This window comes from Pantoea sp. NSTU24, from assembly GCF_050157905.1.
Taxonomy (GTDB): Bacteria; Pseudomonadota; Gammaproteobacteria; order Enterobacterales; family Enterobacteriaceae; genus Pantoea.
Genome location: NZ_JBKIWZ010000001.1, coordinates 3,630,814 through 3,656,709, shown reverse-complemented (window position 1 = coordinate 3,656,709; position 25,896 = coordinate 3,630,814). Strand labels below are relative to the sequence as shown.

The 25,896-nt window shown below is 55.5% G+C and carries 22 protein-coding genes and 1 pseudogene; 9 read left to right on the top strand and 14 right to left on the bottom strand.

Translation table 11 applies throughout. From position 1 onward, the window contains the following. Window positions 1–564: 564 nt before the first annotated feature. Both ACLHDD_RS17305 and ACLHDD_RS17300 read left to right on the top strand, forming a co-directional pair. A complete protein-coding gene (locus ACLHDD_RS17305; protein ID WP_427105041.1) occupies window positions 565–6,096 on the top strand; it encodes a glutamate synthase-related protein in 5,532 nt (1,843 codons plus the stop codon). Window positions 6,097–6,270: 174 nt separating this feature from the next. Continuing rightward, window positions 6,271–8,028 carry a sulfite reductase subunit alpha gene (locus ACLHDD_RS17300; RefSeq protein WP_427105040.1) on the top strand — a complete coding sequence of 586 codons (1,758 nt, stop codon included), beginning with the start codon at window positions 6,271–6,273 and terminating at the stop codon, window positions 8,026–8,028. A 111-nt stretch (window positions 8,029–8,139) separates the two neighbouring features. Here ACLHDD_RS17300 and sspB read toward each other — a convergent pair whose 3' ends face one another. From sspB to zapE, 5 genes are all read right to left on the bottom strand, one after another. Continuing rightward, on the bottom strand, window positions 8,140–8,625 hold the full coding sequence (gene sspB, locus ACLHDD_RS17295) for a ClpXP protease specificity-enhancing factor (RefSeq protein ID WP_313652857.1): 486 nt from the start codon (window positions 8,623–8,625) through the stop codon (window positions 8,140–8,142). Between the two features lie 3 nt (window positions 8,626–8,628). Beyond that, a complete protein-coding gene (gene sspA, locus ACLHDD_RS17290) occupies window positions 8,629–9,270 on the bottom strand; it encodes a stringent starvation protein SspA (protein WP_313652856.1) in 642 nt (213 codons plus the stop codon). Window positions 9,271–9,601: 331 nt separating this feature from the next. Further along, window positions 9,602–9,994: a 30S ribosomal protein S9 gene (rpsI, locus tag ACLHDD_RS17285; protein WP_008925401.1), complete on the bottom strand. Its 393-nt coding sequence runs from the start codon at window positions 9,992–9,994 to the stop codon at window positions 9,602–9,604. A 15-nt stretch (window positions 9,995–10,009) separates the two neighbouring features. Next, entirely contained in the window at window positions 10,010–10,438 is a 429-nt protein-coding gene (gene rplM / locus ACLHDD_RS17280; RefSeq protein WP_111142167.1) for a 50S ribosomal protein L13, read from the bottom strand. 227 nt (window positions 10,439–10,665) lie between these two features. Then, window positions 10,666–11,793 (bottom strand): cell division protein ZapE, encoded by a 1,128-nt coding sequence (gene zapE, locus ACLHDD_RS17275; RefSeq protein ID WP_427105039.1) that lies wholly within the window; start codon window positions 11,791–11,793, stop codon window positions 10,666–10,668. Between the two features lie 178 nt (window positions 11,794–11,971). Between zapE and zapG the strand changes: the two genes are divergently transcribed. From zapG to degS, 3 genes and pseudogenes are all read left to right on the top strand, one after another. Further along, complete coding sequence (gene zapG, locus ACLHDD_RS17270; protein WP_128083975.1) at window positions 11,972–12,373, top strand: Z-ring associated protein ZapG; 402 nt, start codon at window positions 11,972–11,974, stop codon at window positions 12,371–12,373. A gap of 110 nt (window positions 12,374–12,483) precedes the next feature. Then, on the top strand, window positions 12,484–13,857 hold the full coding sequence (degQ, locus tag ACLHDD_RS17265; protein WP_427105038.1) for a serine endoprotease DegQ: 1,374 nt from the start codon (window positions 12,484–12,486) through the stop codon (window positions 13,855–13,857). Between the two features lie 89 nt (window positions 13,858–13,946). Beyond that, a pseudogene (gene degS, locus ACLHDD_RS17260) lies at window positions 13,947–15,007 on the top strand (outer membrane-stress sensor serine endopeptidase DegS). Window positions 15,008–15,159: 152 nt separating this feature from the next. Here degS and epmA read toward each other — a convergent pair. Beyond that, window positions 15,160–16,137 carry an elongation factor P--(R)-beta-lysine ligase gene (gene epmA, locus ACLHDD_RS17255; protein ID WP_427105037.1) on the bottom strand — a complete coding sequence of 326 codons (978 nt, stop codon included), beginning with the start codon at window positions 16,135–16,137 and terminating at the stop codon, window positions 15,160–15,162. 135 nt (window positions 16,138–16,272) lie between these two features. Here epmA and ACLHDD_RS17250 point away from each other — a divergent pair, with 135 nt between their 5' ends. Next, complete coding sequence (locus ACLHDD_RS17250; protein ID WP_427105036.1) at window positions 16,273–16,809, top strand: lipocalin family protein; 537 nt, start codon at window positions 16,273–16,275, stop codon at window positions 16,807–16,809. A gap of 43 nt (window positions 16,810–16,852) precedes the next feature. Here the strand turns inward: ACLHDD_RS17250 and ACLHDD_RS17245 are convergent, their stop codons facing one another. The 3 genes from ACLHDD_RS17245 to efp form a co-directional block, all read right to left on the bottom strand. Then, window positions 16,853–16,987 carry an entericidin A/B family lipoprotein gene (locus ACLHDD_RS17245; RefSeq protein ID WP_003848302.1) on the bottom strand — a complete coding sequence of 45 codons (135 nt, stop codon included), beginning with the start codon at window positions 16,985–16,987 and terminating at the stop codon, window positions 16,853–16,855. A 102-nt stretch (window positions 16,988–17,089) separates the two neighbouring features. Further along, window positions 17,090–17,221 (bottom strand): entericidin A/B family lipoprotein, encoded by a 132-nt coding sequence (locus tag ACLHDD_RS17240; protein WP_111142262.1) that lies wholly within the window; start codon window positions 17,219–17,221, stop codon window positions 17,090–17,092. A 50-nt stretch (window positions 17,222–17,271) separates the two neighbouring features. Beyond that, window positions 17,272–17,838 carry an elongation factor P gene (gene efp, locus ACLHDD_RS17235; RefSeq protein ID WP_111142263.1) on the bottom strand — a complete coding sequence of 189 codons (567 nt, stop codon included), beginning with the start codon at window positions 17,836–17,838 and terminating at the stop codon, window positions 17,272–17,274. 43 nt (window positions 17,839–17,881) lie between these two features. Between efp and epmB the strand changes: the two genes are divergently transcribed. Continuing rightward, entirely contained in the window at window positions 17,882–18,910 is a 1,029-nt protein-coding gene (gene epmB / locus ACLHDD_RS17230; RefSeq protein WP_427105035.1) for an EF-P beta-lysylation protein EpmB, read from the top strand. Between the two features lie 48 nt (window positions 18,911–18,958). On the opposite strand, the gene ACLHDD_RS17225 is transcribed toward epmB, so the two are convergent. The 5 genes from ACLHDD_RS17225 to ACLHDD_RS17205 form a co-directional block, all read right to left on the bottom strand. Continuing rightward, a complete protein-coding gene (locus ACLHDD_RS17225; RefSeq protein ID WP_128083969.1) occupies window positions 18,959–19,306 on the bottom strand; it encodes a DUF4156 domain-containing protein in 348 nt (115 codons plus the stop codon). Between the two features lie 314 nt (window positions 19,307–19,620). Continuing rightward, window positions 19,621–19,776 (bottom strand): YegP family protein, encoded by a 156-nt coding sequence (locus tag ACLHDD_RS17220; RefSeq protein ID WP_128083968.1) that lies wholly within the window; start codon window positions 19,774–19,776, stop codon window positions 19,621–19,623. A gap of 204 nt (window positions 19,777–19,980) precedes the next feature. Further along, the gene (gene groL, locus ACLHDD_RS17215; RefSeq protein ID WP_427105034.1) at window positions 19,981–21,630 is read right to left on the bottom strand and encodes a chaperonin GroEL; all 1,650 of its coding nucleotides are present in this window, start codon (window positions 21,628–21,630) and stop codon (window positions 19,981–19,983) included. A 48-nt stretch (window positions 21,631–21,678) separates the two neighbouring features. Continuing rightward, on the bottom strand, window positions 21,679–21,972 hold the full coding sequence (locus tag ACLHDD_RS17210) for a co-chaperone GroES (RefSeq protein WP_003848316.1): 294 nt from the start codon (window positions 21,970–21,972) through the stop codon (window positions 21,679–21,681). Between the two features lie 229 nt (window positions 21,973–22,201). After that, a complete protein-coding gene (locus ACLHDD_RS17205) occupies window positions 22,202–22,663 on the bottom strand; it encodes an FxsA family protein (protein WP_427105033.1) in 462 nt (153 codons plus the stop codon). 328 nt (window positions 22,664–22,991) lie between these two features. Here ACLHDD_RS17205 and aspA point away from each other — a divergent pair, with 328 nt between their 5' ends. Continuing rightward, a complete protein-coding gene (gene aspA, locus ACLHDD_RS17200; RefSeq protein ID WP_427105032.1) occupies window positions 22,992–24,428 on the top strand; it encodes an aspartate ammonia-lyase in 1,437 nt (478 codons plus the stop codon). Between the two features lie 109 nt (window positions 24,429–24,537). Beyond that, a complete protein-coding gene (locus ACLHDD_RS17195) occupies window positions 24,538–25,839 on the top strand; it encodes an anaerobic C4-dicarboxylate transporter (protein ID WP_427105031.1) in 1,302 nt (433 codons plus the stop codon). The last annotated feature ends 57 nt before the right edge of the window (window positions 25,840–25,896 follow it).

Below are 25,896 nucleotides of genomic sequence, written 5' to 3'. Positions count from 1 at the left end.
TTATAACCACGCCTGATTTCATTCAAAAAACCGGACATAAGAAAAACAGATACATACGATGTATCATCTGTGCCTGACAGCATTTAATGCTGTTTATCCCCTTCCCGCCAGCATGGTGCAGAGATCCGATGCCTGCCCTACAGTGAGTCAGTTCACATTTATCAGCCGATCGCCGGGCGCCAGAGCGGGACATTTTAAAGCTTAATATCGTTATTAATCATTTGCTTAAACCAATAAAACGTCAGATTACCTTGCCTGACCGCCCTATTTGACCTGATTACGCTTTCCCGATAAGTTGGAAATCCGCTGAAAGCTTTCCAGACGGGTCATTGTCTCGGCATATCTATGCAACAAGAAGACTCCCGCGTGGTTTAAGTCATCTCCTTTATGAGACCGGAAATCAGAGCAGCTCAATAAAAGACGTTTTACCGATGTCTGGAGAGAAATGCTCAGGGCTATGACGCGTGCCCGACAAATCATGGCGGGAAAATGAAGCTGCGCCCTGGTTGCGCTCAGACCCTGAAACAGTGCAGGTAATGTCAAAGCAGTTTAAGGAGACCCTCAATGTCCACTAAAAAACCTCAATCCTATGGCTTGTATGATCCGACAGCAGGCAGTGATAGCTGTGGTGTAGGTTTCATTACGCGTAAGGACGGCGAGCAGACCCACGAGATTCTGCAGATGGCGCACAGCGCCCTGTGTACGGTCCCTCACCGCGGCGGTATGTCAGCAGAAGGCGTGGGTGACGGCGCAGGGGTCAACGTCGACCTGTCGCTGCACTTCTTCCGCAAGGTTACCGGCGAGCCGCTGGAAGCGGGTCGCTTTGGCGTCGGCAACTTCTTTGTGCCGAAAGATGCAGAGCTGCGGGCAAACGCCGAGCGCCTGGTGGATGAGACACTGAGCAGCTTTGGTCTGCCAGTCATCATGAAGCGTGATATGCCGCTGGACAGCAGCGTAACACGCCCGGCCGCCGTGCAGTTCCAGTTACCCATTCTGCAGTGGATTTTCACTGCCCCGCAGGACGTGGTCGATCAAAACGACTTCGAAAAACGCATCTATCGCGCCCTGTTAACGATTGAAGCCCATGCGTTTACCGACAGCGAATTTGGCGGGCTCTATCCGCTGTCGCTCTCTTCGCGTACGCAGGTGTTTAAAGCCCGCCTGAACTCCAATGAAGTCATCCCTTACTTCAAAGATCTGACCGATCCCGATCATCAGGTGCGCGGGCTGTTTTTCCATACCCGCTTCTCAACCAACACCGATCCTCATACCACAATGGCGCAGCCGTTCCGGCTGATGGCGCACAACGGCGAGCTGAACACGGACCGTAAAAACCGCATCGCGGAAGCCGCACTGGCACTGGCTCGTGGCAAAAAAATTGTGCGGCCCAAAGGCCAGTCCGACAGCTCGCGGCTGGATCAAAGCATCCACAGCCGCCTGATGGAGGACAACCTCGATCTGATTACCGCCGTGGTTTCCATGATGCCGCCTGCCTGGGAAAATGACAGCGAGCTGTCGCCAGAGGTGCGCGCCATGCTGGAATATTTCTCTCTGTACGAAGAGAAGAACGACGGCCCTGCCGCGTTAATCTTCGGCAACGGTGAAGTGATCGGTGCGCGTCTTGACCGCCTTGGCCTGCGCCCGCTGCGTTCCGTCGAAACCGCGGAATATATCGGTGCGATGTCGGAAGCGGGCCAGATCGCCTTCCCACCGGAAAGCGTGCTGCGTCGTGGCCGAATTGAAGCGGGCGGGATGCTCTATTTTGATCATCGTGAAAAACGCAGCTACACCACGCTGCAGGCGCTGGAAAAACTGGCTGCGGAGAAAGATTATCTGGCGCTGTTGCGTGAAGCCCGCGTCGGCCTGGATGATTTGCCTGAAATCCCGGCAGAACAGCAGGGTTCACCGCTGCGCTATCGTGGCGATCTGAAAACCTATCAGCGCTTTGTTGCCTACTACTACAACCAGGAAAGCTTCAAGTTCATGATGGACCCGATGCTGAATACCGGCGCAGAGAAGATCTCTGCGATGGGTTACGGCAACGCCATCAATGGCTTATCCGATCACGAAGGCGGCATGGCGCACTACTTCTCTCAGCGCTTTGCACAGGTCACAAACCCGCCGCTGGACTCCATTCGTGAAGCGGATGGCATGACCCTGCGGGTGGCGCTGGGTGCGAAACCGCATCTGGGTCGCAGCAAAGGCCGCCAGATTGTGGTGCCTACGCCAATCCTCAGCCACCTGGATATGTTGCGTTTACGCGAGCAGACCATTGCGCCTTATGCCCGCTTTGAAATGCTCTATGAGCCGGTGGTCGGCAAAGATCTGCTGAGCATGACGGCAAACGCCAATGCGCTGGAAAAAGCCATTGATGACCTGGCGCAGCAGGTGGTGGATTTTGCCCGCTCTCAGGGCGGCATCGCCGTACTGACCGATCGCCACATCTCCTCGAAACACGCCGCGATTCCGATGCTGCTGGTGGTTTCTGCCATCAACCAGCGCCTGGTTCAGGAAGGGCTACGTCTGGATGTCTCGCTGGTAGTGGAAAGCGGCCAGAGCATCTCTTCGCACCACATCGCCGCGACCCTTGGCTTCGGGGCCTCCGCGATTTATCCGCTGGGCGTTCAGATGCGCGCAGAGGAGAAATATGGCGAAGGCGAAGAAGGCAATAAAGCCTTTAAGCGCTATGCCAAAGCCGCTGAAAAAGCCCTGATGAAAACCATGGGCAAAGTGGGCCTCTGCACCGTGGAAAGCTATAGCTGTGGCGAATTCTTTGAGCCTAACTTCCTCAACACCGATGACCCGGTGCTGAAAAAGTATTTCCCGAACATTAAAACACCGGTGGGCGGCGCAGGCTTCGCCACCATCGCCCAGATGGCCGTTGACTGGCACCAGAGCGCGCTCAGAATTCAGGGTGAATCTGACGTGCCGCTGCTGGGCCTGTTTAAAGAGCGCGCGGAAGGGGCCGGTCACTCCTACGGCACCATCGCCGTGCGCACCTTTATCGACATGACCGAAGAGCCGATTCGCTTTGCCGACAAAGCCCGCGAAGAGGATAACTTCATCCGTCTGATGACGCTGGCCAAACTTGATAACGCTTTCGGCATCAAGCCAGAAACATTTAAAGACAGCAGCTTCGAGCGCATCCCGGATGAGGTCATTAACAATTTTGCCATCACGGCCGACTACCGTCAGTTCTCAAGCCTGATGTATGAAGAGCGCAAACGTCGTCCGGCGGCGCTGCGCGACATCCTGACTTTCCCGGCTGACCTGACCCACATTGACAGCGAAGCGGAGTTCCGTCGCAAGCTGGGCCGCTACTCACTGACTAATAACGGCTTTGCCATTCGTGGCATGGTGTGTGAGGCGGTGGACGGTAGCCTGAACCACTTTATGCTGCGCCTGACCGATGCGATTGAAGGGCTGAAGCCTGAAAGCGAACGCCTGCAGAACCTCTCCCGCGCCCTGGCCTCGCGCTTCGGCGACGACATCGAGAGCAGCGAAGTGGTCACGGGTGGCCTGAAGGTGACCGCATACGGCAAAGCGGCAGATTATCTGTCCCGTATTTTCACAACCCTGCCTTCACTGCCGTTGAGTGAAGTGCAGCCAGCCTGTGAAATAACCCGTACCTTTGCCTCCGGGGCGATGAGCCACGGTGCGCTGGTCGCGCCCGCCCATGAAGCGGTAGCCCACGGCACCAATATGGTTGGCGGCATGAGTAACTGCGGTGAAGGCGGCGAACACTATTCGCGTCACGGCACCATCCGCGCCTCACGGATTAAGCAGCTGGCATCAGGCCGCTTCGGCGTCTGGGCCGCTTACCTGGCCGATCCGATGCTGGAAGAGCTGGAGATTAAAATTGGCCAGGGCGCGAAGCCCGGCGAAGGTGGTCAGTTACCGGCCGCCAAAGTCACCGTCGAGATTGCGGCGGCGCGTGGCGGTACGCCTGGCGTCGAGCTGGTTTCGCCACCACCGCATCACGATACTTATTCAATCGAAGATCTGGCGCAGCTGATCCATGATTGTAAAGCCGCGCGGGTACGCGTGATTGTTAAGCTGGTTTCGTCAGAAGGGATCGGCACCATTGCGGTCGGCGTGGCGAAAGCGGGTGCTGACGTGATCAACGTCGCGGGTAACACCGGCGGCACCGGGGCAGCCTCGGTGACCAGCCTGAAATATACCGGGCGCGTGGCGGAGATCGGCATCGCCGAAGTTCACCAGGCGCTCTGCGCGAACGGCCTGCGCGAGAAAGTGCAGTTGCGCTGCTCAGGCGCGCAACAGACCGGCAGCGACGTAGTGAAATCGGCATTGCTGGGCGGTGACAGCTTTGAATTCGGCACCACGGCGCTGATGATGCTGAAATGCGTAATGGCAAAGAACTGTAACGTGAAGTGCCCGGCCGGGCTAACCACCAATGCCGAAGCCTTTGATGGCGATCCACGTCAGCTGGCGCAATATTTCCTCAACGTCGCGCATGAAGTGCGTGAGATTCTGGCACGTATGGGTCTGCATTCTCTGCGCGAAGCACGCGGCCGCGCTGACCTGCTGCACCTGATGGATCACCCGCTGGAAGTGGGCAAACTCGACTTACGCGCCATGCTCACCGTGGTGCCAGAGCTGAAAATCGATAAACCGGTCTATCTGGAAAAAGATTTTGAGCTGGATGATGGCTGGGTTGAGCAGCTGAAGCTGTCGCTGGTGGATCAGGGGAGTTCTGACGTCACCCTGGGCGACCACATCGTGCTGAATAACCGCCATAAAAGCGTTGGCGGCCAGCTGGCGATCGACATCGAGCGCATGCTTAACCATCAGCTGACGGCGGAGCAGTTGCAGGCGATGCCTGCCGTACTGACCGACGATCGCGGCCGCCGCTATCTGGCACCGGAAAGCGTGAAGATCGCCACCACCGGATCCGCCGGGCAGTCATTTGGTGCATTCTGCAATGACGGTATGCAGTTGACCCACTACGGCACCTGCAACGATGGTGTTGGCAAAGGCCAGTGCGGCGGTGAACTGATCGTGATGTCGCCTGGCGGCGGCGCGCAGGATAGCGATGGCAACGTGCTGATCGGTAACTTTGCACTGTTCGGCGCAACCGGCGGACGGCTGTTCGTACAGGGTCAGGCGGGCGATCGTTTCGCGGTGCGTAACTCTGGCGCAACGGCAGTCGTTGAGGGCGTCGGTGACTTCTGCTGCGAATATATGACCAACGGTGCCATTCTCAACCTGGGAACCTTTGGTAAAGGCTTTGGCAATGGCATGAGCGGTGGCTTTGCCTATCAGTACGACCCGTACGGCGCACTGGCCAGCCATGCAGCTGGTGATTCCGTGCGGTTCGGCTCGATTGCCGATCAGGACGAAATGGCGCAGGTGCATAAACAGGCGGTGCTGACCATGCTGCACTGGCATCTGGCAGCGACACAGTCGCCACGCGCCGCATGGCTGCTGGAAAACTGGGAAACTGAGTGTCACCACTTTGTTTACGTGATGCCACGTTCGTTGCTGCTTTACCAGGATGGCGGCGAGATCCTGAAAGCCAAAAGCCGTAAAGACCTGCTCGAAGAGCTGTCGACGGCGCTGGCGGCGCATCAGGTTGCGAAATTTAAAGCGGCCTGGCGTCAGGGTAAAACCATCGCCAACGGCGCGGTTCCGGCTTATGGTGCAACCGACACGCTGGAGATGTTCGTCCTGCTGAACAACTACACCGTGCTGAGCTTTGCCCAGCAGCTGGCTCTGGCAAAACTGCCAAAAGGCACGCCGGTCGAAGATCCGGCGGTGGAAAAAGCCGTTCGTAATCTGCTGATGACTGAAGATTTTGCGCTGGTCAGCAAACTGCAACGCCATGCCCGCTCCGCCATCGAAAGTTACAGTGATGATGAGCTGGCCAGTCTGATCGGCTCCAAACGCATGTCAGATTACAAAGCAGCCCTGACGCAGCGTAATATCCGCTCAATGGACAGCCTGGCAACCTATGGCTGGATCATGTATCAGGATGCCTGTAACCGGGAGGTGCTGGGCCACCTGCCAGACTTTGAAGAGCTGTTTGCACGTGCGGCACTGCCGGAAATCGCAGCGGCAGTGGGTAAACTCTCCTGACCGTGATACGGGCCAGGCGGAACTGAATATTATTAATGATCATTGCCCGGGTTAAGCGTTGTACCGGACAGAAGCCGAACCGCTCTCCCCCGCTGCACACGGGAAAGCGGAACCGCTTTCACACCGGACAACGCCACTGATGCCGGGCGAGAACGGGATTGAGTAAAAGTACCCATGAAAATTCCATATATTCCAGAAGATGCACCTTTTAACGGCGATCAAAAGTACTGGCTGGCGGGCTTTCTTGCCGGTCTTCACTCCCGACTGCTGGTGTTAGAAGACAAACAGCAACCTGCCGCAGGCACCGGCGCTGCCGCCACCACACAGCTGCATATCCTTTACGGTTCACAGACCGGTAACGCTGAGGCACTGGCGCAGACCGCAGCGAAATCTGCCCGTGCGAAAGGTCTGGTGCCGGTGGTTCAGGCAATGGGCGATGTCGATCTCGATGTGTTTGCCACCATGCGTCATGTGCTCATCGTTACCTCGACCTATGGTGAAGGCGAAATGCCGGACAACGCGCAGCTGTTCTGGGATGCCATCTCGGCCAGCACCGCTCCGCGTCTTGAGCAGATGCACTTCGCCGTACTGGCGATTGGTGATACCGGCTACGACGGCTTCTGTCAGGCGGGTAAATTTATTGATATGCGTCTGGAGCAGTTGGGTGCAAAACGCGTGGTGGATCGTATTGATTGCGATATCGATTTTGAGGAGCCTTCCAGTGAGTGGCTGAGCAGCTCCATGCCACAGTTTGCCGCCAGCGCAGGCAGCAGTGGCACCGTGCTGGAGAGCGCGCCAGAAGCGCCGGTGATCCCGGGCAGCAATAAATCTAATCCGTACGCCGCCGCGCTGATCACCAACAAACGCCTCTCAGGTGACCAGTCGGCCAAAGATATTCGTCATTTCGAGTTTGATCTCGCTGGCAGCGGTCTGAAATATGAAGCGGGCGATGCGCTGGGTGTCATCCCGGTCAACGAGCCATCGCTGGTCAGCCTGCTGCTGACTCAGCTCAACGCGGACTACCAGACGCCAGTACCGGGCTTTGACCGCAGTCTGGGCGACCTGCTGACCTACCAGTTCGAGATCTCCGAGCCATCGCGCAAGTTAATCGAATGGGTCGGTCAGAACACGACTAACCAGGAGCTGCGTCATGTGTTGCAGCATGACGATAAAGATGCGCTGGGCGTCTGGCTGTGGGGAAAAGATACCCTCGACCTGCTGCAGCTCGAGCTGACACGCTCGCTGGCGGTGCCTGAATTTGTTGCCCTGCTGCGTCCGCTACAGCATCGCGCCTACTCAATTTCCTCCAGCTCGAAAGCGCATCCGGACCAGGTTCATCTGACCGTGGCGTCGGTACGATACCACAGCGGTGGCCGCAATCGCGGTGGTGTCTGTTCGACCTATCTGGCCGAGCGCGTACGTCGCGGCGAGAAGCCCGCTATTTTTATCTCACCTAACAAGGCGTTCCGTGTACCGGCTAACAATAGCGCGCCACTGATCATGGTGGGACCGGGCACCGGCATCGCGCCATTCCGTGCCTTCCTGCAGGAGCGCCAGGCAACCGGCGCACAGGGTAAAAACTGGCTGTTCTTCGGCGATCAGCATCAGGAACATGACTTTATCTATCAGGATGAGTTGCTGACCTGGCGCGATAGCGGCCTCCTGACCCGTCTGGATCTGGCGTTCTCACGCGATCAGGAAAAGAAAATCTACGTGCAGAGCCGGATGCTTGAGCAGGGTGCCGAACTCTACGCCTGGCTGCAGGAAGGGGCTTACTTCTATGTCTGTGGCGATGCCTCGCGCATGGCGAAGGATGTGGATAACGCGCTGTATGAAGTCGTCCGGCAGTTTGGCGGGCTCTCTACCGAGCGCGCGGCAGACTACATCGACCAGCTGAAAAAGGAAAAACGCTACCTGCGCGACGTCTATTGATCGCGACGGTCTGCTGAGAAAATCCGGCTTGCGCAGGCAGCCGGATTTTTTTCTGGCTGACAGGCAAAAAAATACCCGCCGGTCAGACGGGTATTTACGATGAGATGACGACTATTTCACTACGCGCAGTGAAGGTCGTCCGCCACGCGGCGGCGGATCGTCGTCAGGGGGTGTCTCGTCATCGCTGGCATCGTCAGGACGATCGCCATCAATCACGGACATCATGGTCTCTTCCTGCCCTTCTGACATCTCCTGCGTACCCAGCTCGTAAGCCGGTTCCGGTTCGAACATCGTTCCGGCACCGTTTTCACGCGCATAAATAGCCAGAATCGCCGCCATCGGCACATTCACCTGGCGTGGCACGCCGCCAAAGCGGGCATTAAACGACACCTGATCGTTGGCCAGATCCAGATTGCCTACGGCGCGTGGCGCGATGTTCAGAACGATCTGCCCATCACGCGCATACTCCAGCGGCACCTGCACACCTGGCAGATTAATATCGACCACCAGATGCGGCGTCAGCTGGTTATCGAGCAACCAGTCATAAAAGGCGCGCAGCAGATAGGGACGACGTGCAGTCAGTTGCGACATTTCCATACGTTAAGCCCGGGCTTGCAGGCGCATTTCACGTTCAGCTTCAGTCAATGAAGCAAGGAAAGAGTCACGCTCAAATACGCGGTTCATATAACCTTTCAGCTCTTTTGAACCAGAGCCAATCAGATCGATGCCCATAGAAGGCAGACGCCATAACAATGGTGCCAGGTAGCAATCCACCAGGCTGAACTCTTCGCTCATGAAGTAAGGCGTACGACTAAACAGGGGGGCGATGGCCAGCAGCTCTTCACGCAGTTGCTTGCGCGCAGCTTCCGCTTCCTGACCGCTGCTGTTCTCGACTTTACGCATCAGGCTGTACCAGTCCTGCTCGATGCGGTGCATCATCAGACGACTGTCACCGCGGGCAACCGGATAAACCGGCATCAGAGGTGGATGCGGGAAACGCTCATCAAGATATTCCATAATGATGCGTGATTCATACAGCGTCAGCTCACGATCTACCAGCGTCGGTACCGTGCGATACGGATTGAGGTCAATCAGATCCTGCGGCAGGTTATCCATTTCGACCTGCTCGATCTCTACGCTGACACCCTTTTCCGCCAGGACGATACGAACCTGGTGGCTGAAAATGTCAGTAGGACCAGAAAACAGCGTCATTACCGAACGTTTGTTGGCAGCGACAGCCATGAAAACCTCCAAGTTTGTTCACAAAAAGATACTGCGAATGGCCAACCACACGGCGACTCACTTGCTCATCGAACTCGCACGCAACCTGGTTAGCTGCCCCACAGATACTGACGCCCCGACAGTGGGGAGGCGCACAACGCACCGGCCTGCGGGCGCAAAGTGACACAGAGTTTACCAGATTTTAGGCTGCTTGTGGGCGTGGAATGTATCTTTGCAGTTAAATTGAGCGCGTAGTTGCGATTTTTGCGCGGCATCCGGCGGAAAGCAGAAAATAAAAAACCCGCCGAAGCGGGTTTTTTGTGCCAACTGATGCAGCCGGAGCTGCAAACAATTAACGCTTGGAGAACTGAGGACGACGACGTGCTTTACGCAGGCCGACTTTCTTACGTTCAACCTGACGCGCATCACGCGTTACGAAGCCAGCTTTACGCAGCTCGCCACGCAGTGATTCGTCGTATTCCATCAGAGCGCGGGTGATACCGTGACGGATCGCACCAGCCTGACCAGAAATACCGCCACCTTTAACAGTGACATACAGATCGAATTTACCAACCAGGTCCAGCAGTTCAAGCGGCTGACGAACGACCATGCGGGCAGTTTCGCGACCGAAGTACTGTTCCAGAGAACGTTGGTTAATTACGATGTTACCGCTACCCGGCTTAATGAATACGCGAGCGGTAGAGCTTTTGCGGCGACCAGTGCCGTAGTTTTGAGTTTCAGCCATTGCCTTTAATCCCGATTAAATGTCAAGAACTTGCGGTTGCTGTGCCGCATGGTTGTGCTCGTTGCCTGCGTAAACTTTCAGTTTACGGTACATAGCACGACCCAGCGGGCCCTTCGGCAGCATGCCTTTAACCGCGATCTCAATCACACGCTCAGGACGGCGAGCAATCATCTCTTCAAAGGTCGCCTGTTTGATACCACCGATGTGGCCGGTGTGGTGATAGTAGATCTTGTCAGTACGCTTGTTGCCGGTAACAGCAACTTTGTCTGCGTTCAGGACGATGATGTAATCACCGGTATCAACATGCGGAGTGTATTCCGCTTTATGCTTACCACGCAGACGGCGCGCCAGTTCAGTCGCCAGGCGACCCAAAGTTTTGCCTGTTGCGTCAACTACAAACCAGTCACGTTGGACGGTTTCTGGTTTAGCTGTAAAAGTTTTCATCGAAAAGCTTACCCAAATTAAGTTACACGTTGGTGAAATCCCAAACGCTTAAGTAAACGAATGAGGCTCACACGACCATTTTGACCAGCAAGCCACCCCTTCGGATAGAGTTACTGGAACACAGAGGATTTGGGAAAAAAATCCTTTGCTGTAACGTGGGGTCGCAAGATTATAGAGAAGTCGATAACAAAAATCGAACCCTATTTCGGTATTTATCCTGATTATTCTCACGGCAGGTGCGGTAAACGCAGATACTCTTCGCTCTGCATCTCCTGAAGCCGGGATAAGCAGCGCTGATACTCAAACTTCAGCCGCGTACCCTGATAGATCTCGGTCAGGGAGGTTTCTGCGGCCACGACCAGCTTCACATGGCGCTCATAGAATTCATCAACCAGCGCCAGAAAACGGCGCGCCTGATCCTCTGTTTTGTAAATCATCACCGGAACATCATAGAGCAGCACGCTGTGAAAACGGCGTGACAGCGCAATGTAGTCATGCTGGCTGCGCCCCTCTCCGCACAGTGTGGTGAAATTAATGGCCAGCACGCCATCGCTGACGCCCAGGGTTGCCATCTGGCGATGATTAATTTCCAGCACTGGCGCCGCGTCAGGCTTACTGCCGGACAGCGCACTGAACATCCGTGTCATTTCAGCATGGGTTTCGCTGTTCAGCGGATAGTTCCAGAGGTGCGCGGAGGTCAGCGTACGCAGCCGGTAGTCAATTCCGGCATCGACATTCATGACATCGCAGTGACGTTTGATCTGTTCAATCGCTGGCAGGAAGCGCGCGCGCTGCAGACCATTGCGATAGAGATCGTCCGGCGGAATGTTCGACGTCGCGACCAGGGCAATACCCCGCTCGAACAGGGCTTCCATCAGCGTACCAAGCAGCATCGCATCGGTAATGTCCGAGACAAAAAACTCATCAAAACAGAGAATGTCCGTTTCGGCTTTAAACCTGTCCGCGATGATCAGTAACGGGTCACTCTGCCCCTGAAGCTGCGTCAGCTCCTCATGCACCCGCAGCATAAAGCGGTGGAAGTGCAGACGCAGTTTGCGATCGCCAGGAATCGACTGAAAAAAGAGATCCATGACCCAGGTTTTTCCGCGGCCGACCCCGCCCCACATATAGAGCCCACGCACCGGCTCTGGTGTCGCATTTTTCTCTTTGCCAATCAATTTTGACAGGCGCCCCAGCAGGCCAGAGGCAGCTGGCATAGCAGATTGCTGTCGGGCGATCAGCGCCTGTTGCAGCGCGTCTAAACGGGTAATGGCTTCGCGTTGTACGTCATCGGGCCTGAATTCGCCCTGCGACAGCGCCTGCTCATAGCGTGCAAGCGGAGTTGAGGTTTGCATTGTTGTTTCAAAGTCCCTGAATGGTGTCAGATTCATACCACGGTTGCTGAAAAAAAGGCCGTTCTACACTAAGCCATGCTGCTCCGGAGTTCCACAACCATAAGATTAACGGGTATAGTGACTATTATTGAAATGGTGCAATGCCCTACGGAACAATGGAAATAACACGGGAGTCATTATGACCTGGGAATACGGGCTAATTGGTTTAGTGGTAGGTATTATTGTCGGCGCAGTCGCCATGCGTTTTGGCAACAGAAAGCTGCGCGAGCAGCGCAGCATGCAGTATGAGCTGGAAAAATCGAAGGCGGAGCTGGCCGATTATCGCGAAGAGCTGACCAACCACTTTGCGCAGAGCGCAGAGCTGCTGGATAACATGGCGCGCGACTATCGTCAGCTTTATCAGCACATGGCAAAAGGCTCGAATGATCTGCTGCCAAATCTGCCTGGCCAGAAAAATCCGTTTGCCTATCAGCTGACTGAGGCCGAAGCAGACAACGATCAGGCACCGGTGCAGATGCCGCGTGACTATTCTGAAGGCGCGTCCGGTTTACTGCGTGGCGAACGCCCTGCCCGCGACTAATCTTTTTGGGGCGCAGCCTGTCTGCGCCCGCTGTTTTTGCGAACCCTGACCACAAACGACTGTCACACTCATTACTTCCTCCCACATTTTGCAGCGAGAGCGTTGTAGCAATGAAAAAACAAACACGCCTGTTTAGCGCATTAGCCTTGAGTATCGGGATGAGCCTTGCCGCCGCACCAGGCGCGATGGCCACGCTGCCTGCACAGGTTGCGGATCAGCCGCTGCCGAGTCTGGCCCCGATGCTGGAAAAAGTGTTACCTGCCGTGGTCAGTGTTCATGTTGAAGGCACCGATACCAATGCGCAGGCGCAGGATATTCCTGAGCCGCTGAAACGCTTTTTCGGTCAGATGCCTGGCGGAAACAGCCAGCCGCAGCCTTTCGAGGGGCTGGGTTCTGGCGTGATTATTGATGCCGCCAAAGGCTATGTGCTGACCAATAATCATGTGGTCAATGGCGCAGACAAAATTAATGTTCAGCTGGGCGACGGCAGCGAATATGAAGCCAGACTGATCGGCCATGATGAGCAGACCGATATCGCGCTGATCCAGATTCAGGGCGCGAAAAACCTCACACAGGTTAAAGTCGCGGACTCTGACCAGCTGAAAGTGGGTGATTTCGCGGTGGCGATCGGTAACCCGTTTGGTCTGGGTCAGACGGCGACCTCAGGGATTATCTCAGCACTGGGTCGCAGTGGCCTGAACCTGGAAGGGCTGGAAAACTTTATCCAGACCGATGCCGCGATTAACCGCGGTAACTCAGGCGGTGCGCTGGTGAACCTCAACGGTGAAATGATCGGCATCAACACGGCCATTCTCGCCTCCAGCGGCGGCAATATCGGCATCGGCTTTGCTATTCCGAGCGATATGGCAATGAACCTCGCGCAGCAGCTGATCAAATTTGGTGAAGTGAAGCGTGGTCAGCTGGGCATTAAAGGCACTGAAATGACGGCGGACATGGCTAAAGCCTTCAATGTCGATGCACAGCGTGGCGCATTCGTTTCAGAAGTGTTACCGCAGTCTGCCGCACAGAAAGCGGGCGTGAAGTCTGGCGATATCATTACGTCAATTAACGATAAGCCAATTACCAGCTTTGCTGAGCTGCGCGTAAAAGTCGGCACCACACCGCCAGGCGAACAGGTTAAGCTCGGTCTGCTACGTGACGGCAAGCCGTTAACCGTAACCGTGACGCTGGAGCAAAGCGCACAGTCCACCGCCAGCGCACAGCTGATGTCACCCGCCCTTCAGGGTGCCACACTGAGTGACGGACAGACGAAAACCGGCGACAAAGGCGTGAAGGTCGACACCATCGAAAAAGGCACGCCAGCTGAACAGGTTGGTCTGCAGAAAGATGATGTAATTATCGGCGTTAACCGCAACCGGGTTCAGACCCTTGCAGAAATGCGCAAAATTCTGGAAGGCAAACCGCCGGTTCTGGCACTGAATGTGGTGCGCGGCGATGAAAGTATCTATCTGTTGTTGAGATAAGCCTCGCATTACGGCGGACACAAGCGCGTGTGTGTCCGCCGCTCTCATGCTATTCTCCCCTGCGATCTCCCCTGGCGTGATTTAACACCATGTTTCTTAAACTTTTGCGTTCCGTGGTGCTGGGCCTGATTGTAGCGGGTATTTTACTCGCAGCACTGCCTGCACTGCGTATGGGCAGCGACGCCCTCTATAACCACGAAGACAGCAACGACGAAACGCCCTTTAGCTTCAATCAGGGGGTGCGCCGCGCCGTGCCCGCCGTTGTTAACGTGTACAATCGCAGCGCCCACGGCAACAACAATCGCGGCATCACCACTCTGGGTTCCGGGGTGATCATGAATGCAAAAGGCTACATCCTGACCAATAAGCACGTCATCAATAATGCCGACCAGATTATTGTGGCGCTGCAGGATGGCCGCTTCTTTGAGGCAACGCTGGTGGGGTCCGACGGCATGACCGATCTGGCGGTGCTGAAGATCACGGCTTCCGGTCTGCCCGTGATTCCGATCAATCCAAACCGTCAGGCGCATATCGGCGATGTGGTCATGGCGATTGGCAATCCCTACAACCTGGGTCAGACGGTGACGCAGGGTATTATCAGTGCAACAGGCCGGGTGGGGCTGAGCTCTTCAGGCCGGCAGAACTTCCTGCAGACGGATGCGTCAATCAATCAGGGTAACTCCGGCGGTGCGCTGATCAACTCGCTGGGTGAACTGATGGGCATCAATACCCTGACCTTCGATAAAAGTAATGACGGCGAAACGCCGGAAGGAATCGGTTTCGCCATTCCTACCGTTCTTGCCTCGAAAATTATGGATAAGCTGATTCGCGATGGCCGGGTCATCCGTGGCTATATCGGTATTACCGGGCGTGAAATCCCCCCCTGCATGGCCAGGGCAGCAATCTGGATCGGGTTCAGGGCATTATTGTCAGTGGGATTACGCCAGACGGACCTGCGGATAAAGCCGGGATTCAGACCAATGACGTTCTGCTTAGCGTGAACGGCAAACCGGCCATCTCCGCGCAGGAGACGATGGATCAGGTGGCGGAGATTCGTCCGGGTTCAGTGATTGATGTACAGGTGCTGCGCAACGATCAGACGCTGACGCTGCCGGTGACCATTCAGGAGTTTCCGGACAGCAGCAGCTAACTGAACATCCGTGCAAGGTCAGGGATGGCCCGGCTAATCGCAAAGAAAGCCGCCATCCCTGGCAATCGGCCTCGCTATCCTGGCTCGGACGCTTTGCTCTTCAGCCGGGCCATCCCTTCCGCCGTAATCCGTCATCGTTTGCAGATAACTGATTAGCAACGATCCACCGGAAACGCGATCACCTCACTCAATGACTCCGCTTTCAGCGCCAGCATAATCAGGCGGTCAACGCCCAGTGCCACGCCAGAACAGGCAGGCATTCCATGCGCCAGCGCATCCAGCAGATAGGTATCAATAGGATGGACGGGCAGACCCCGCGCCGCACGGCGACGGTTATCCTGCTCAAAGCGCTGCCGCTGCTCACGGCTATCGGTCAGTTCACGGAATCCGTTGGCCAGCTCGATGCCTTTGTAATAGACCTCAAAGCGTTCAGCCACGCGGTGATCCTCAGTGCTGATCTCTGCCAGAGCAGCCTGACTGGCCGGGAAATGGTACACAAAGCAGGGCTTGTCCTGACCAATCTTCGGTTCGACACCCAGCATAAACAGCAGCATCAGCAGCGTATCGCGATCGTCTTCAGCTCGCGCCAGCTCACCTTCACCCAGCTTCTCTGCCGCTTCGCGCAACTGCGCTTTATCCGCAGAAAGCGGATCCAGTTCCAGATGACGGATAAAGGCCTGCTGATAGGAAAGCGACTCTGCGCTGTCGCACTCCAGCACCTGCTGCAGCAGATCGTCGACTTCATTCATCAGACGGTACATATCGTAGTGCGGCCGATACCACTCCAGCATGGTGAATTCCGGATTATGATGTCGTCCCGCCTCTTCATTACGGAAGCTGCGCCCCATCTGATAGATTGGGCCACTGCCCGCCGCCAGCAGCCGCTTCATGTGGTATTCCGGGCTGGTCATCAGCCAGAGATCGCGTCCCTGCGCCGCGCCAGGGCCGACAAATCGCGTCTGGAAAGGCACCAGATGGATATCGGTAATAGTGGCCTGGCTCATCGCCGGCGTATCCACTTCCAGCACGCCGCGATCGGCAAAGAAACGACGCACTTCTGCTAAAATAGCGGCGCGTTTTAACAAATTGGCGATGGATGCGCTTGGTTGCCAGCTTGCCGTTTCGCTCATGGTGATGACTCCTGATGCAAATGAGGGGAGGCAGTCTACCTGCAATGTCTGTGGCAAACAATCTCGCGCCTGCGCCGCCAAAAAACGCGTTTCGGCTTCTATACTTAAGCGGTTAAATCACAAAGGAATCCTGCTATGTCTCCATGGAAAACCGTTATTGCCAGCCTGAGTGCTTTTCTCTCTGTCGCCTGTAGCACCACGCCACCCAAAAACGTTACGGTCGTGGAAAACTTTGACAGCCAGCGTTACCTCGGTCAGTGGTATGAGATTGCCCGCCTCAATCACCCCTTTGAGCGCGGCCTGGAACAGGTCACGGCAAACTACAGCCCGCGCGAGGATGGCGGCCTGAAAGTGATCAATCGCGGCTATAACGCCAAAAAGCAGCGCTGGCAGGAGAGCGTCGGTAAAGCGTACTTTACTGGTGATCCACAGCGCGCCTCGCTGAAAGTCTCTTTCTTCGGCCCCTTCTACGGCGGCTACAACGTTATCGCCCTCGATCCCGACTACCGCTATGCAATGGTGTGTGGCCCGAATCGTCACTATCTCTGGATACTGTCACGCACACCCCAACTGGAACCGGGCGTAAAAGAGAAGCTGATTGAGCAGGCGCGTCGGGATGGCTTCCCGGTGGAAGAGTTAATCTGGGTAAAACAGAAAGAGGCGGCGGGCTGACAAGCCGGTACGAAAAGCCTTTCGTACCGGTTGGGATAACAGGTTACTTCGTGCTGTTCTGAATTGCCTGGCCACCCGCTTCGACATCTTCACCGACGCCACGTGTGGTGTTACACGCCGTCAGCAGAGAAGAGAGCACCAGTACAGAGAAGATCGCGGCAATACTTTTCTTTAACATGACAATGTCCTTTTTGATGGATGTAAAGTACAGCGTTATAAGCATAGCCGGATTTCTGCCGGTTGCTGTCGTCAGAACAGTAAAAAGGACTATCCGTTAAGGTCATTTTGCCGCGCGCGAAATGGCACCGCCCAGGTGGGAGACATCTTCGCCAAATCCGTGGAATGTGTTGCAGGCACTTAATGCAGAGGAGACCAGCAACGCGAACGCGATTAATTTTGCCAGCTTGAACATTTTTTCTCTCAGACAAGAAAAAGGCGCATCCGAAGATGCGCCTGCGAAACTTATTTTACGCGTGACACGTATTCGCCAGAGCGGGTGTCAACTTTCACCACTTCGCCCTCTTGTACGAACAGTGGCACTTTCACTACCGCGCCGGTAGAGAGTTTAGCGGGCTTGCCACCAGTACCTGCGGTGTCGCCTTTCAGGCCTGGATCGGTTTCAACGACTTCAGCTTCGATAAAGTTCGGCGGCTGAACAGCGATTGGACGACCGTTCCACAGCGTAACGATACACTCCGCATTATCCTGCAGCCATTTTGCTGCATCGCTCACGGTCTTCTCTTCAACCGGGAACTGCTCAAAGCTTTCCGGATGCATGAAGTGGTAGAACTCACCGTCGTTGTACAGGTAGTTCAGGTTGGTATCAACCACGTCTGCGCCTTCGGCAGAGTCGGTCGATTTAAAGGTTTTCTCAACGCGAGAACCTGTCAGCAGGCGACGCATTTTAACGCGTGCGAAGGCCTGGCCTTTACCCGGTTTAACGAACTCACTGGATTCGATGGCATAAGGTTCGCCTTCGAACATGATTTTAAGACCGGGACGGAAATCGTTGCTAGAATAAGTCGCCATGAAGGCCCTCTACGAAAATTGACACTGGTACTAAGCCAAAAAAATGGCACACATTGTAACCCTAAAAACACCTTCCAGAGAAGATTGGTTGCAGCAACTTGCAGATGTTGTCACCGAACCTGATGAATTACTGCGAATTTTAGCCCTTGATCAGCACACAGAGCTGGCTGAAGGTGCAGATGCGCGACGTCTTTTCGCCCTGCGTGTTCCGCATGCCTTCATCCGCCGGATGAAAAAGGGCGATGCGCACGACCCGCTGCTGCTTCAGGTGTTAACCCGTCGCCAGGAATTCATCGATGCGCCCGGTTATAGCACCGATCCGCTCGATGAACAAAGCAACGTTGTGCCCGGACTGCTACATAAATACCGGAACCGGGCGCTGTTGCTGGTAAAAGGCGGCTGCGCCGTCAACTGCCGCTACTGCTTCCGCCGTCATTTCCCCTATCAGGATAACCCCGGCAATAAGCGCAGCTGGCAGGCGGCGCTGGACTATATTGCCGCCCATCCGGAGCTGGATGAGATCATCTTTTCCGGTGGCGATCCGCTGATGGCAAAAGATCATGAGCTGGCCTGGCTGATCGCCGCGCTGGCGCAGATCCCGCATCTGAAACGGCTGCGTATACACAGCCGCCTGCCGGTGGTGATACCAGCGCGCATCACCGACCCGCTTTGTCAGATGCTTAGCGAGACGCGTCTTCAGGTTGTGATGGTGACGCACATCAACCACGCACAGGAAATCGATGAGGAATTGCGTGCGGCGATGCGCAGCCTGAAACGGGCCGGTGTGACGCTGCTGAATCAGAGCGTGTTGCTGCGCGGCATCAACGATAATGCGCAGACGCTGGCCACCCTTAGCAACGCTCTGTTTGATGCCGGCATTCTGCCCTACTATCTGCACGTACTGGATAAGGTGCAGGGCGCCGCGCACTTTTTTGTTTCTGATGACGAGGCTCGTCAGCTGGTGCGGACACTTCTGGCTCAGGTTTCCGGCTATCTGGTGCCGAAGCTGGCGCGTGAGATTGGCGGCGAGCCCAGCAAAACGCCGTTAGATCTGCAGCTACGGCAGGAATAAAAACGGCCAGCAACTGGCTGGCCGATGGGACAGAATGCCTGCTTCAGATTACGGGCACTTATAGACCTGACCGCTCATTTTGCTGTCGAGTGGCGCAAACGCGGACAGCAGATTCTGCGTCGGGCTGGTCGCACCATAAATCACGTTGCCGCCCATTTCCGCTGCGCGGTTACGCAGGTCATTGGCCGCACCGCGCAGTGCGCTGGTTTCGCCGCCCGCACCGCTCAGCCAGTTGCTCTGTGAGCCGGTGATGTTACCCAGAAGCTGACAGGTGCTGGCAGGCTGCTGATCGGTAAAAGTCACGCGCTGTCCGGCTGAAGAGAGTTGCGTAGAGCTGCTGCAGCCCGCCAGCAATACCGCGCCAGCGATCAGGCCGGGCAAGAGGTTAATCCGCATTGTAATCCCCATTTATTATCATCAGAGTCGGGTGGCAGCGTAGCAGAAAAATTTCGTTTTTTTCTGAACATTCATTGCCTTAATCCCGTTATATCGCCTTAATATTTCATACTGTGTTCAGACTGGCAGGTTTGCGCGTGCCGATGAACTTACCGCAGCAGGTCATCCGGTGAGGCGGCAACAGCCAGCGTGCAGACAGCGGGAGATATCAAGAGAAAAGACGAACGATTGCGCCACTACTTATACTATTTTCCTGCCCAAAAGAAAAACCCCCGACCGTTTCCGACCGGGGGCGGGATTACCAGATCAGGCGATCAGCCCGTGTAGCCATTACGTCGTGCATTGTCGATGCAGTCAGCCTTGTTGACATAGCCCTGGCTGGATGCCCCGGTAATATTGCCGTTAGAGGCAGTTCTTCTCCAGCGCCACTTACCGGCTTCATCTTTGTAAAACGTCCATTTATCGTTCATTTTTCAGTTTCCCTTTGTCTTTGATTTGTCCGTTCCAGAGGGAGGTGTCAGTCACCTCAGGGCAACGTTATGCCATCCCGGCGGCTTCAGACCATGATGCAGAACATAAATGAATGGTTTTGGTAAGTGACGGGGGTAACAGAAGAAAAAACCCCCGACCGTTTCCGGTCGGGGGCTCTGAGCTGACTAAGGCGTCAACGGCGATTACATCATGCCGCCCATACCGCCCATGCCACCCATGCCGCCAGCGCCTGCGCCTAAATCAGGTGCGTCGCTTTTTGGCAGGTCAGTGACCATACATTCGGTGGTGATCATCAGACCGGCAACAGAGGCCGCGTACTGCAGTGCAGAACGGGTCACTTTGGTTGGGTCCAGGATACCGAAGTCGATCATGTTGCCGTACTCTTCAGTCTGTGCGTTGTAACCGTAGTTACCGTCGCCCGCTTTCACGTTGTTAGCAACAACAGATGGCTCTTCACCGGCGTTAGAGACGATCTGACGCAGTGGTGCTTCCATTGCGCGCAGCGCAACTTTGATACCCACGTTCTGATCTTCGTTCTGACCACGCAGTTCAGACAGCTGAGCGGCAACGCGAACCAGCGCCACACCACCACCGGCAACCACGCCTTCTTCGACAGCAGCACGGGTTGCGTGCAGCGCATCTTCAACGCGGGCTTTCTTCTCTTTCATTTCAACTTCAGTTGCTGCGCCCACTTTCAGAACGGCCACGCCGCCTGCCAGTTTCGCTACGCGCTCCTGCAGTTTTTCTTTGTCGTAATCAGAGGTGGCTTCTTCGATCTGCTGACGAATCTGGGTCACACGGCCCTGAATTGTCGCCTCTTCACCCACACCGTCGATGATGGTGGTGGTGTCTTTGTTGATGACAACGCGTTTTGCCTGGCCCAGATCTTCCAGCGCGGCTTTTTCCAGCTCCATACCGATCTCTTCAGAGATCACGGTACCACCGGTCAGGATAGCGATATCCTGCAGCATCGCTTTACGACGGTCGCCGAAGCCTGGTGCTTTAACCGCAGCCACTTTGACGATGCCGCGCATGGTGTTAACGACCAGCGTCGCCAGCGCTTCGCCTTCCACATCTTCGGCAATGATCAGCAGTGGTTTGCCTGCTTTCGCAACGGCTTCCAGCACTGGCAGCATTTCGCGGATGTTAGAGATTTTCTTGTCAGCCAGCAGGATGAACGGCGATTCCAGTTCAACGGCGCCAGTTTCTGGCTTGTTGATGAAGTAAGGTGACAGGTAACCGCGATCGAACTGCATACCTTCAACCACATCCAGCTCGTCCTGCAGGCCGGTGCCTTCTTCAACGGTGATCACGCCTTCTTTGCCCACTTTCTCCATCGCCTGAGCAATCAGCTGGCCCACGGTTTCGTCGGAGTTAGCAGAGATAGTCCCCACCTGCGCGATCGCTTTAGAGTCTGAGCATGGCACAGACAGCGCTTTCAGTTTCTCAACTGCAGAAAGAACGGCCTGGTCGATACCGCGCTTCAGGTCCATCGGGTTCATACCCGCTGCAACCGCTTTCAGGCCTTCGGTGATGATAGATTGTGCCAGGACAGTTGCAGTGGTAGTACCGTCGCCTGCTGCATCATTCGCTTTAGAGGCCACTTCTTTAACCATCTGCGCGCCCATGTTCTCGAACTTGTCTTCCAGTTCGATTTCACGTGCGACTGAAACACCATCTTTAGTGATGGTCGGTGCACCAAAAGATTTATCCAGAACCACATTACGGCCTTTCGGGCCCAGGGTAACTTTTACTGCATCTGCCAGTACGTTCACGCCACGCAGCATTTTTACGCGTGCGTCATTACCGAATTTTACGTCTTTAGCTGCCATTTTAAATATCCCTTAAATTCGTTTCGTTCAGTGAATTACGCGAAAAAATTACGCTTCAACAACCGCCAGAATGTCGCTCTCAGAGATGATCAGCACCTCTTCGTTATCGATTTTCTCGGTTTTCGCGCCGTAACCTTCGTTGAAGATCACAACATCGCCAACCTTTACGTCCAGCGGCTTAACGTCACCACTCTCAAGGATGCGGCCGTTGCCAACAGCCAGTACTTCACCACGGGTGGATTTACCGGCTGCGGAACCGGTCAGCACGATGCCGCCAGCTGATTTAGCTTCAACTTCTTTACGCTTGACGATAACGCGATCGTGCAATGGACGAATTTTCATTTGATAGCTCTCCTTTGAGAAGTCCAATCATTCAGTTTTGGGGTTGAACACCGGGCTGCATGGCTTCCGGCCTCGTGACCTGAGAGATAGGGCCACACCCATCCACTTTCAAGGGGGCGGACAACAAATTTTTTTATCCGGACAGGACAGGTGGCGCTTTTTCAAACAGCCAGTGGGGCAAATAAAAACGCAACCCGAAGGTTGCGCTTTTCACAGGCCGGAATGGTCGTTAACGATCCTGCTGATCGTCGTGGTGCTCAAGGCGATCGCTGTTTTTACGTTCGAACTCACCATCTACCGTATAACCACTGTCCGGACCGGCCCCCGGGCCGCGCCACACCCGCAGATGCGGCATCAGTTTCAGCGTCAGATGCTTCTGAACCGGCGGCAGCAGCAACAGCAGGCCGAGCAGGTCGGTAAAAAAGCCCGGCAGCAGCAGCAGGAAACCGGCGATGATCAGCGACACGCTTTTGATCATCTCACTGGCCGGGCTTTCGTTACGCGCCAGCTTCTCCTGCATCAGCATAAAGTTTTTCATGCCCTGGTTTTTCACCAGCGACACCCCGATGCAGGAGGTGAAGATCACCAGCAGCATGGTCAGCAGCACGCCCATGACGTGTGCCACCTGAATGAAGAGGGAAATCTCAATCCAGGCCAGAACAAAAAAGACGACTAACGGTATCCAGCGCACCGAACTCTCCTGTATTTAGGGGCTGAACGGCAGCATGCCGGTCAGCAGAAAGCGTTCATCCCACAGATGATAAGAAAAGAGATGGGCACCCGCGCCGACATTTTCAACCGATTCTGTCAAATTTATCCTGCGGGGTTAATTTTGTAACCCACTTCACATATCGTTAACCAGGCTGCAGCATTAAGTGATCTGCATGCATGATTTTCACTGGTATCAGAATATGATCGCTCACGCCTCTGTGAAGATGGATAATATGTCGGCACGGGTGCACCACGACAAAATAAACACATCCTCTGTGATGGTTAGCGGCAACAACAAGAAGGTTATCATGGCGAACAACATTCGTATCGAAGAAGACCTGTTAGGCATGCGCGAAGTTCCGGCCGATGCCTATTATGGCGTTCATACTCTGCGTGCGATTGAGAATTTCTATATCAGCAACAGTAAAATCAGCGACATACCTGAGTTTGTCCGCGGTATGGTGATGGTGAAAAAAGCGGCTGCGATGGCCAACAAAGAGCTGCAGACCATCCCGCGCAACATTGCCGATACCATTATTAAGGCCTGCGATGAAGTGCTGAACAACGGCCGCTGTATGGACCAGTTCCCCGTCGATGTCTATCAGGGCGGAGCGGGAACCTCTGTCAACATGAACACTAATGAGGTGCTGGCGAATATTGGCCTGGAACTGATGGGCCACCAGAAAGGGGAGTATCAGTATCTTAATCCCAACGATCATGTGAACAAATGCCAGTCGACCAACGACGCCTACCCGACTGGTTTCCGCATCGCGGTCTACAGCTCACTGCTGAAACTGCTGGATGGCATCAGCCAGCTCTCTGAAGGCTTCCAGCATAAAGCCGATGAGTTCCAGACCATCCTGAAAATGGGCCGTACCCAGCTGCAGGATGCGGTGCCGATGACGCTTGGCCAGGAATTTCATGCCTTCAGCGTGCTGCTGAATGAAGAGACGAAAAGCATTCTGCGCACCGCGGAACTGCTGCTGGAAGTCAACCTGGGCGCGACCGCTATCGGTACCCGTCTTAATACACCCGATGGCTATCAGCATCTGGCAGTTCAGCGTCTGGCGGAAGTCAGTAACCTGCCGGTGGTGCCTGCGGAAGATCTGATTGAAGCGACTTCTGACTGCGGCGCCTATGTCATGGTTCACTCTTCGCTGAAACGCCTGGCGGTGAAGCTCTCCAAAATCTGTAACGATCTGCGCCTCCTCTCTTCCGGTCCGCGCGCGGGTCTGAACGAAATCAACCTGCCAGAACTGCAGGCAGGTTCTTCCATCATGCCTGCCAAGGTGAACCCGGTGGTGCCGGAGGTGGTTAACCAGGTCTGCTTCAAGGTGATCGGCAATGACACTACAGTCACCATGGCGTCTGAAGCCGGTCAGTTGCAGCTTAACGTAATGGAGCCGGTCATTGGCCAGGCACTGTTTGAGTCAATCAGCATTCTCACCAACGCCTGCTACAACCTGCTGGAGAAGTGCGTCAACGGCATTACTGCCAACCGCGCAGTGTGCGAAGCCTACGTCTTCAATTCCATTGGTATCGTAACGTACCTTAACCCCTACATCGGCCATCACAACGGCGACATCGTCGGCAAAATCTGTGCTGAAACCGGCAAAAGCGTACGCGAGGTGGTGCTGGAGCGCGGCCTGCTGACGGAAAGTGAACTGGACGATATCTTCTCGGTGCAGAACCTGATGTATCCCGTCTATAAAGCGAAACGTTATACCGATGAAAACGAGCAGTAAGGTCTGACCTGCGCTGGTTAACAAAAGGCACACCGCGATCAACACGGTGTGCCTTTTTTTTGATACACAACGCCTCAGAAATTACCGGTTTACTTTTCAGGAGTGATTCATGTTTGTGGTTGAGCTGCTGGTCGTCCTGATGGCGATCTGGTTAGGGGCCCGCCTTGGCGGTATAGGCATCGGATTTGCTGGCGGCATGGGTGTGCTGGTCCTGACGCTGGGCTTTGGCATGACACCCGGTGCAATTCCCTTTGATGTGATCGAAATTATCATGGCGGTCATTGCGGCAATAGCAGCGATGCAGGTGGCGGGTGGGATGGATTATCTGGTCAGTCTGGCGGAACGCCTGCTGCGTCGCCATCCGCGTCACGTTACCCTGCTGGCCCCGCTGGTCACCTATCTGATGACGCTGCTGGCCGGCACCGGACATACCGCATTTTCGACGTTGCCGGTGATTGCTGAAGTGGCAAAAGAGCAAGGGGTACGCCCCTCCCGGCCGCTGTCGATTGCAGTCGTAGCGTCACAGATTGCGATTACCGCCTCACCGATTTCGGCGGCAGTGGTCTTCTTCGCGACGCTGCTTGAACCGCGCGGCGTCAGCTACATCACCCTGCTGGCGATTACTATCCCCGCCACGATGGTGGGTCTGTTCCTGGCGGCGCTGGTGACAAACTTCCTCGGCAAAGAGTTAAAAGATGATGAGGTCTATCAGGCCCGGCTTGCCAAAGGGGAAACCACCCTGCGTGGTGCCACACGCTACCAGGCAAAACCGGGTGCAAAGCGCTCGGTGCTGCTGTTCCTGACGGGCATTGTGGCCGTGGTGCTCTATGCCACCGCGACCAGCGCCAGCGTCGGCCTGATCGTCAATCCGCCCCTGCCGCGCAATGAAGCTATCGTGGTGTTTATGCTGACCATTGCCACGCTGATCAGCCTGACCTGCCGACTCGACACCAGCGAAATTCTCAGCGCGAGTACCTTTAAGTCAGGCATGAGCGCCTGTATCTGCGTGATGGGCGTCGCCTGGCTGGGCGATACCTTTGTGAAGGCGCATCTGGCCGATATTCAGACCCTGGCGGGCGACACGCTGAAAACCTACCCATGGATGCTGGCGCTGATTCTGTTTTTCGCCTCCATGCTGCTCTACTCCCAGGCCGCCACCACCAAAGCGTTAATGCCCGCCGCCCTGCTGCTGGGCGTCAGCCCGCTGACGGCGATTGCCTCTTTCGCGGCGGTGTCGGCACTTTTTGTCCTGCCCACCTATCCGACCCTGCTGGCCGCGGTAGAGATGGATGACACTGGCTCCACCCGGATTGGCAGGTTTGTCTTTAACCACGCCTTTATCATTCCGGGCGTGATCGCTATTGCGCTGACGGTGCTGGCGGGCTTTCTATTCGGCGGGCTGCTACTGTAGCGCCGCATCGTGTTACCGGAGGAGCGTGCTATCATCGGCGCTCTTTCCAACAGGAGT

Bases quoted from the DNA above. Each gene is read 5' to 3' on its own strand.
- epmB (WP_427105035.1), top strand. From the start codon at position 17,882: ATGGCACACATTGTAACCCTAAAAACACCTTCCAGAGAAGATTGGTTG.
- zapE (WP_427105039.1), bottom strand. From the start codon at position 11,793: ATGCAAACCTCAACTCCGCTTGCACGCTATGAGCAGGCGCTGTCGCAG.
- groL (WP_427105034.1), bottom strand. From the start codon at position 21,630: ATGGCAGCTAAAGACGTAAAATTCGGTAATGACGCACGCGTAAAAATG.
- ACLHDD_RS17305 (WP_427105041.1), top strand. From the start codon at position 565: ATGTCCACTAAAAAACCTCAATCCTATGGCTTGTATGATCCGACAGCA.
- ACLHDD_RS17245 (WP_003848302.1), bottom strand. From the start codon at position 16,987: ATGTTAAAGAAAAGTATTGCCGCGATCTTCTCTGTACTGGTGCTCTCT.
- ACLHDD_RS17300 (WP_427105040.1), top strand. From the start codon at position 6,271: ATGAAAATTCCATATATTCCAGAAGATGCACCTTTTAACGGCGATCAA.
- zapG (WP_128083975.1), top strand. From the start codon at position 11,972: ATGACCTGGGAATACGGGCTAATTGGTTTAGTGGTAGGTATTATTGTC.
- sspA (WP_313652856.1), bottom strand. From the start codon at position 9,270: ATGGCTGTCGCTGCCAACAAACGTTCGGTAATGACGCTGTTTTCTGGT.
- epmA (WP_427105037.1), bottom strand. From the start codon at position 16,137: ATGAGCGAAACGGCAAGCTGGCAACCAAGCGCATCCATCGCCAATTTG.
- ACLHDD_RS17210 (WP_003848316.1), bottom strand. From the start codon at position 21,972: ATGAAAATTCGTCCATTGCACGATCGCGTTATCGTCAAGCGTAAAGAA.
- efp (WP_111142263.1), bottom strand. From the start codon at position 17,838: ATGGCGACTTATTCTAGCAACGATTTCCGTCCCGGTCTTAAAATCATG.
- ACLHDD_RS17195 (WP_427105031.1), top strand. From the start codon at position 24,538: ATGTTTGTGGTTGAGCTGCTGGTCGTCCTGATGGCGATCTGGTTAGGG.
- ACLHDD_RS17220 (WP_128083968.1), bottom strand. From the start codon at position 19,776: ATGAACGATAAATGGACGTTTTACAAAGATGAAGCCGGTAAGTGGCGC.
- ACLHDD_RS17240 (WP_111142262.1), bottom strand. From the start codon at position 17,221: ATGTTCAAGCTGGCAAAATTAATCGCGTTCGCGTTGCTGGTCTCCTCT.
- aspA (WP_427105032.1), top strand. From the start codon at position 22,992: ATGGCGAACAACATTCGTATCGAAGAAGACCTGTTAGGCATGCGCGAA.
- ACLHDD_RS17225 (WP_128083969.1), bottom strand. From the start codon at position 19,306: ATGCGGATTAACCTCTTGCCCGGCCTGATCGCTGGCGCGGTATTGCTG.
- degQ (WP_427105038.1), top strand. From the start codon at position 12,484: ATGAAAAAACAAACACGCCTGTTTAGCGCATTAGCCTTGAGTATCGGG.
- rplM (WP_111142167.1), bottom strand. From the start codon at position 10,438: ATGAAAACTTTTACAGCTAAACCAGAAACCGTCCAACGTGACTGGTTT.
- rpsI (WP_008925401.1), bottom strand. From the start codon at position 9,994: ATGGCTGAAACTCAAAACTACGGCACTGGTCGCCGCAAAAGCTCTACC.
- ACLHDD_RS17250 (WP_427105036.1), top strand. From the start codon at position 16,273: ATGTCTCCATGGAAAACCGTTATTGCCAGCCTGAGTGCTTTTCTCTCT.
- sspB (WP_313652857.1), bottom strand. From the start codon at position 8,625: ATGGAAATGTCGCAACTGACTGCACGTCGTCCCTATCTGCTGCGCGCC.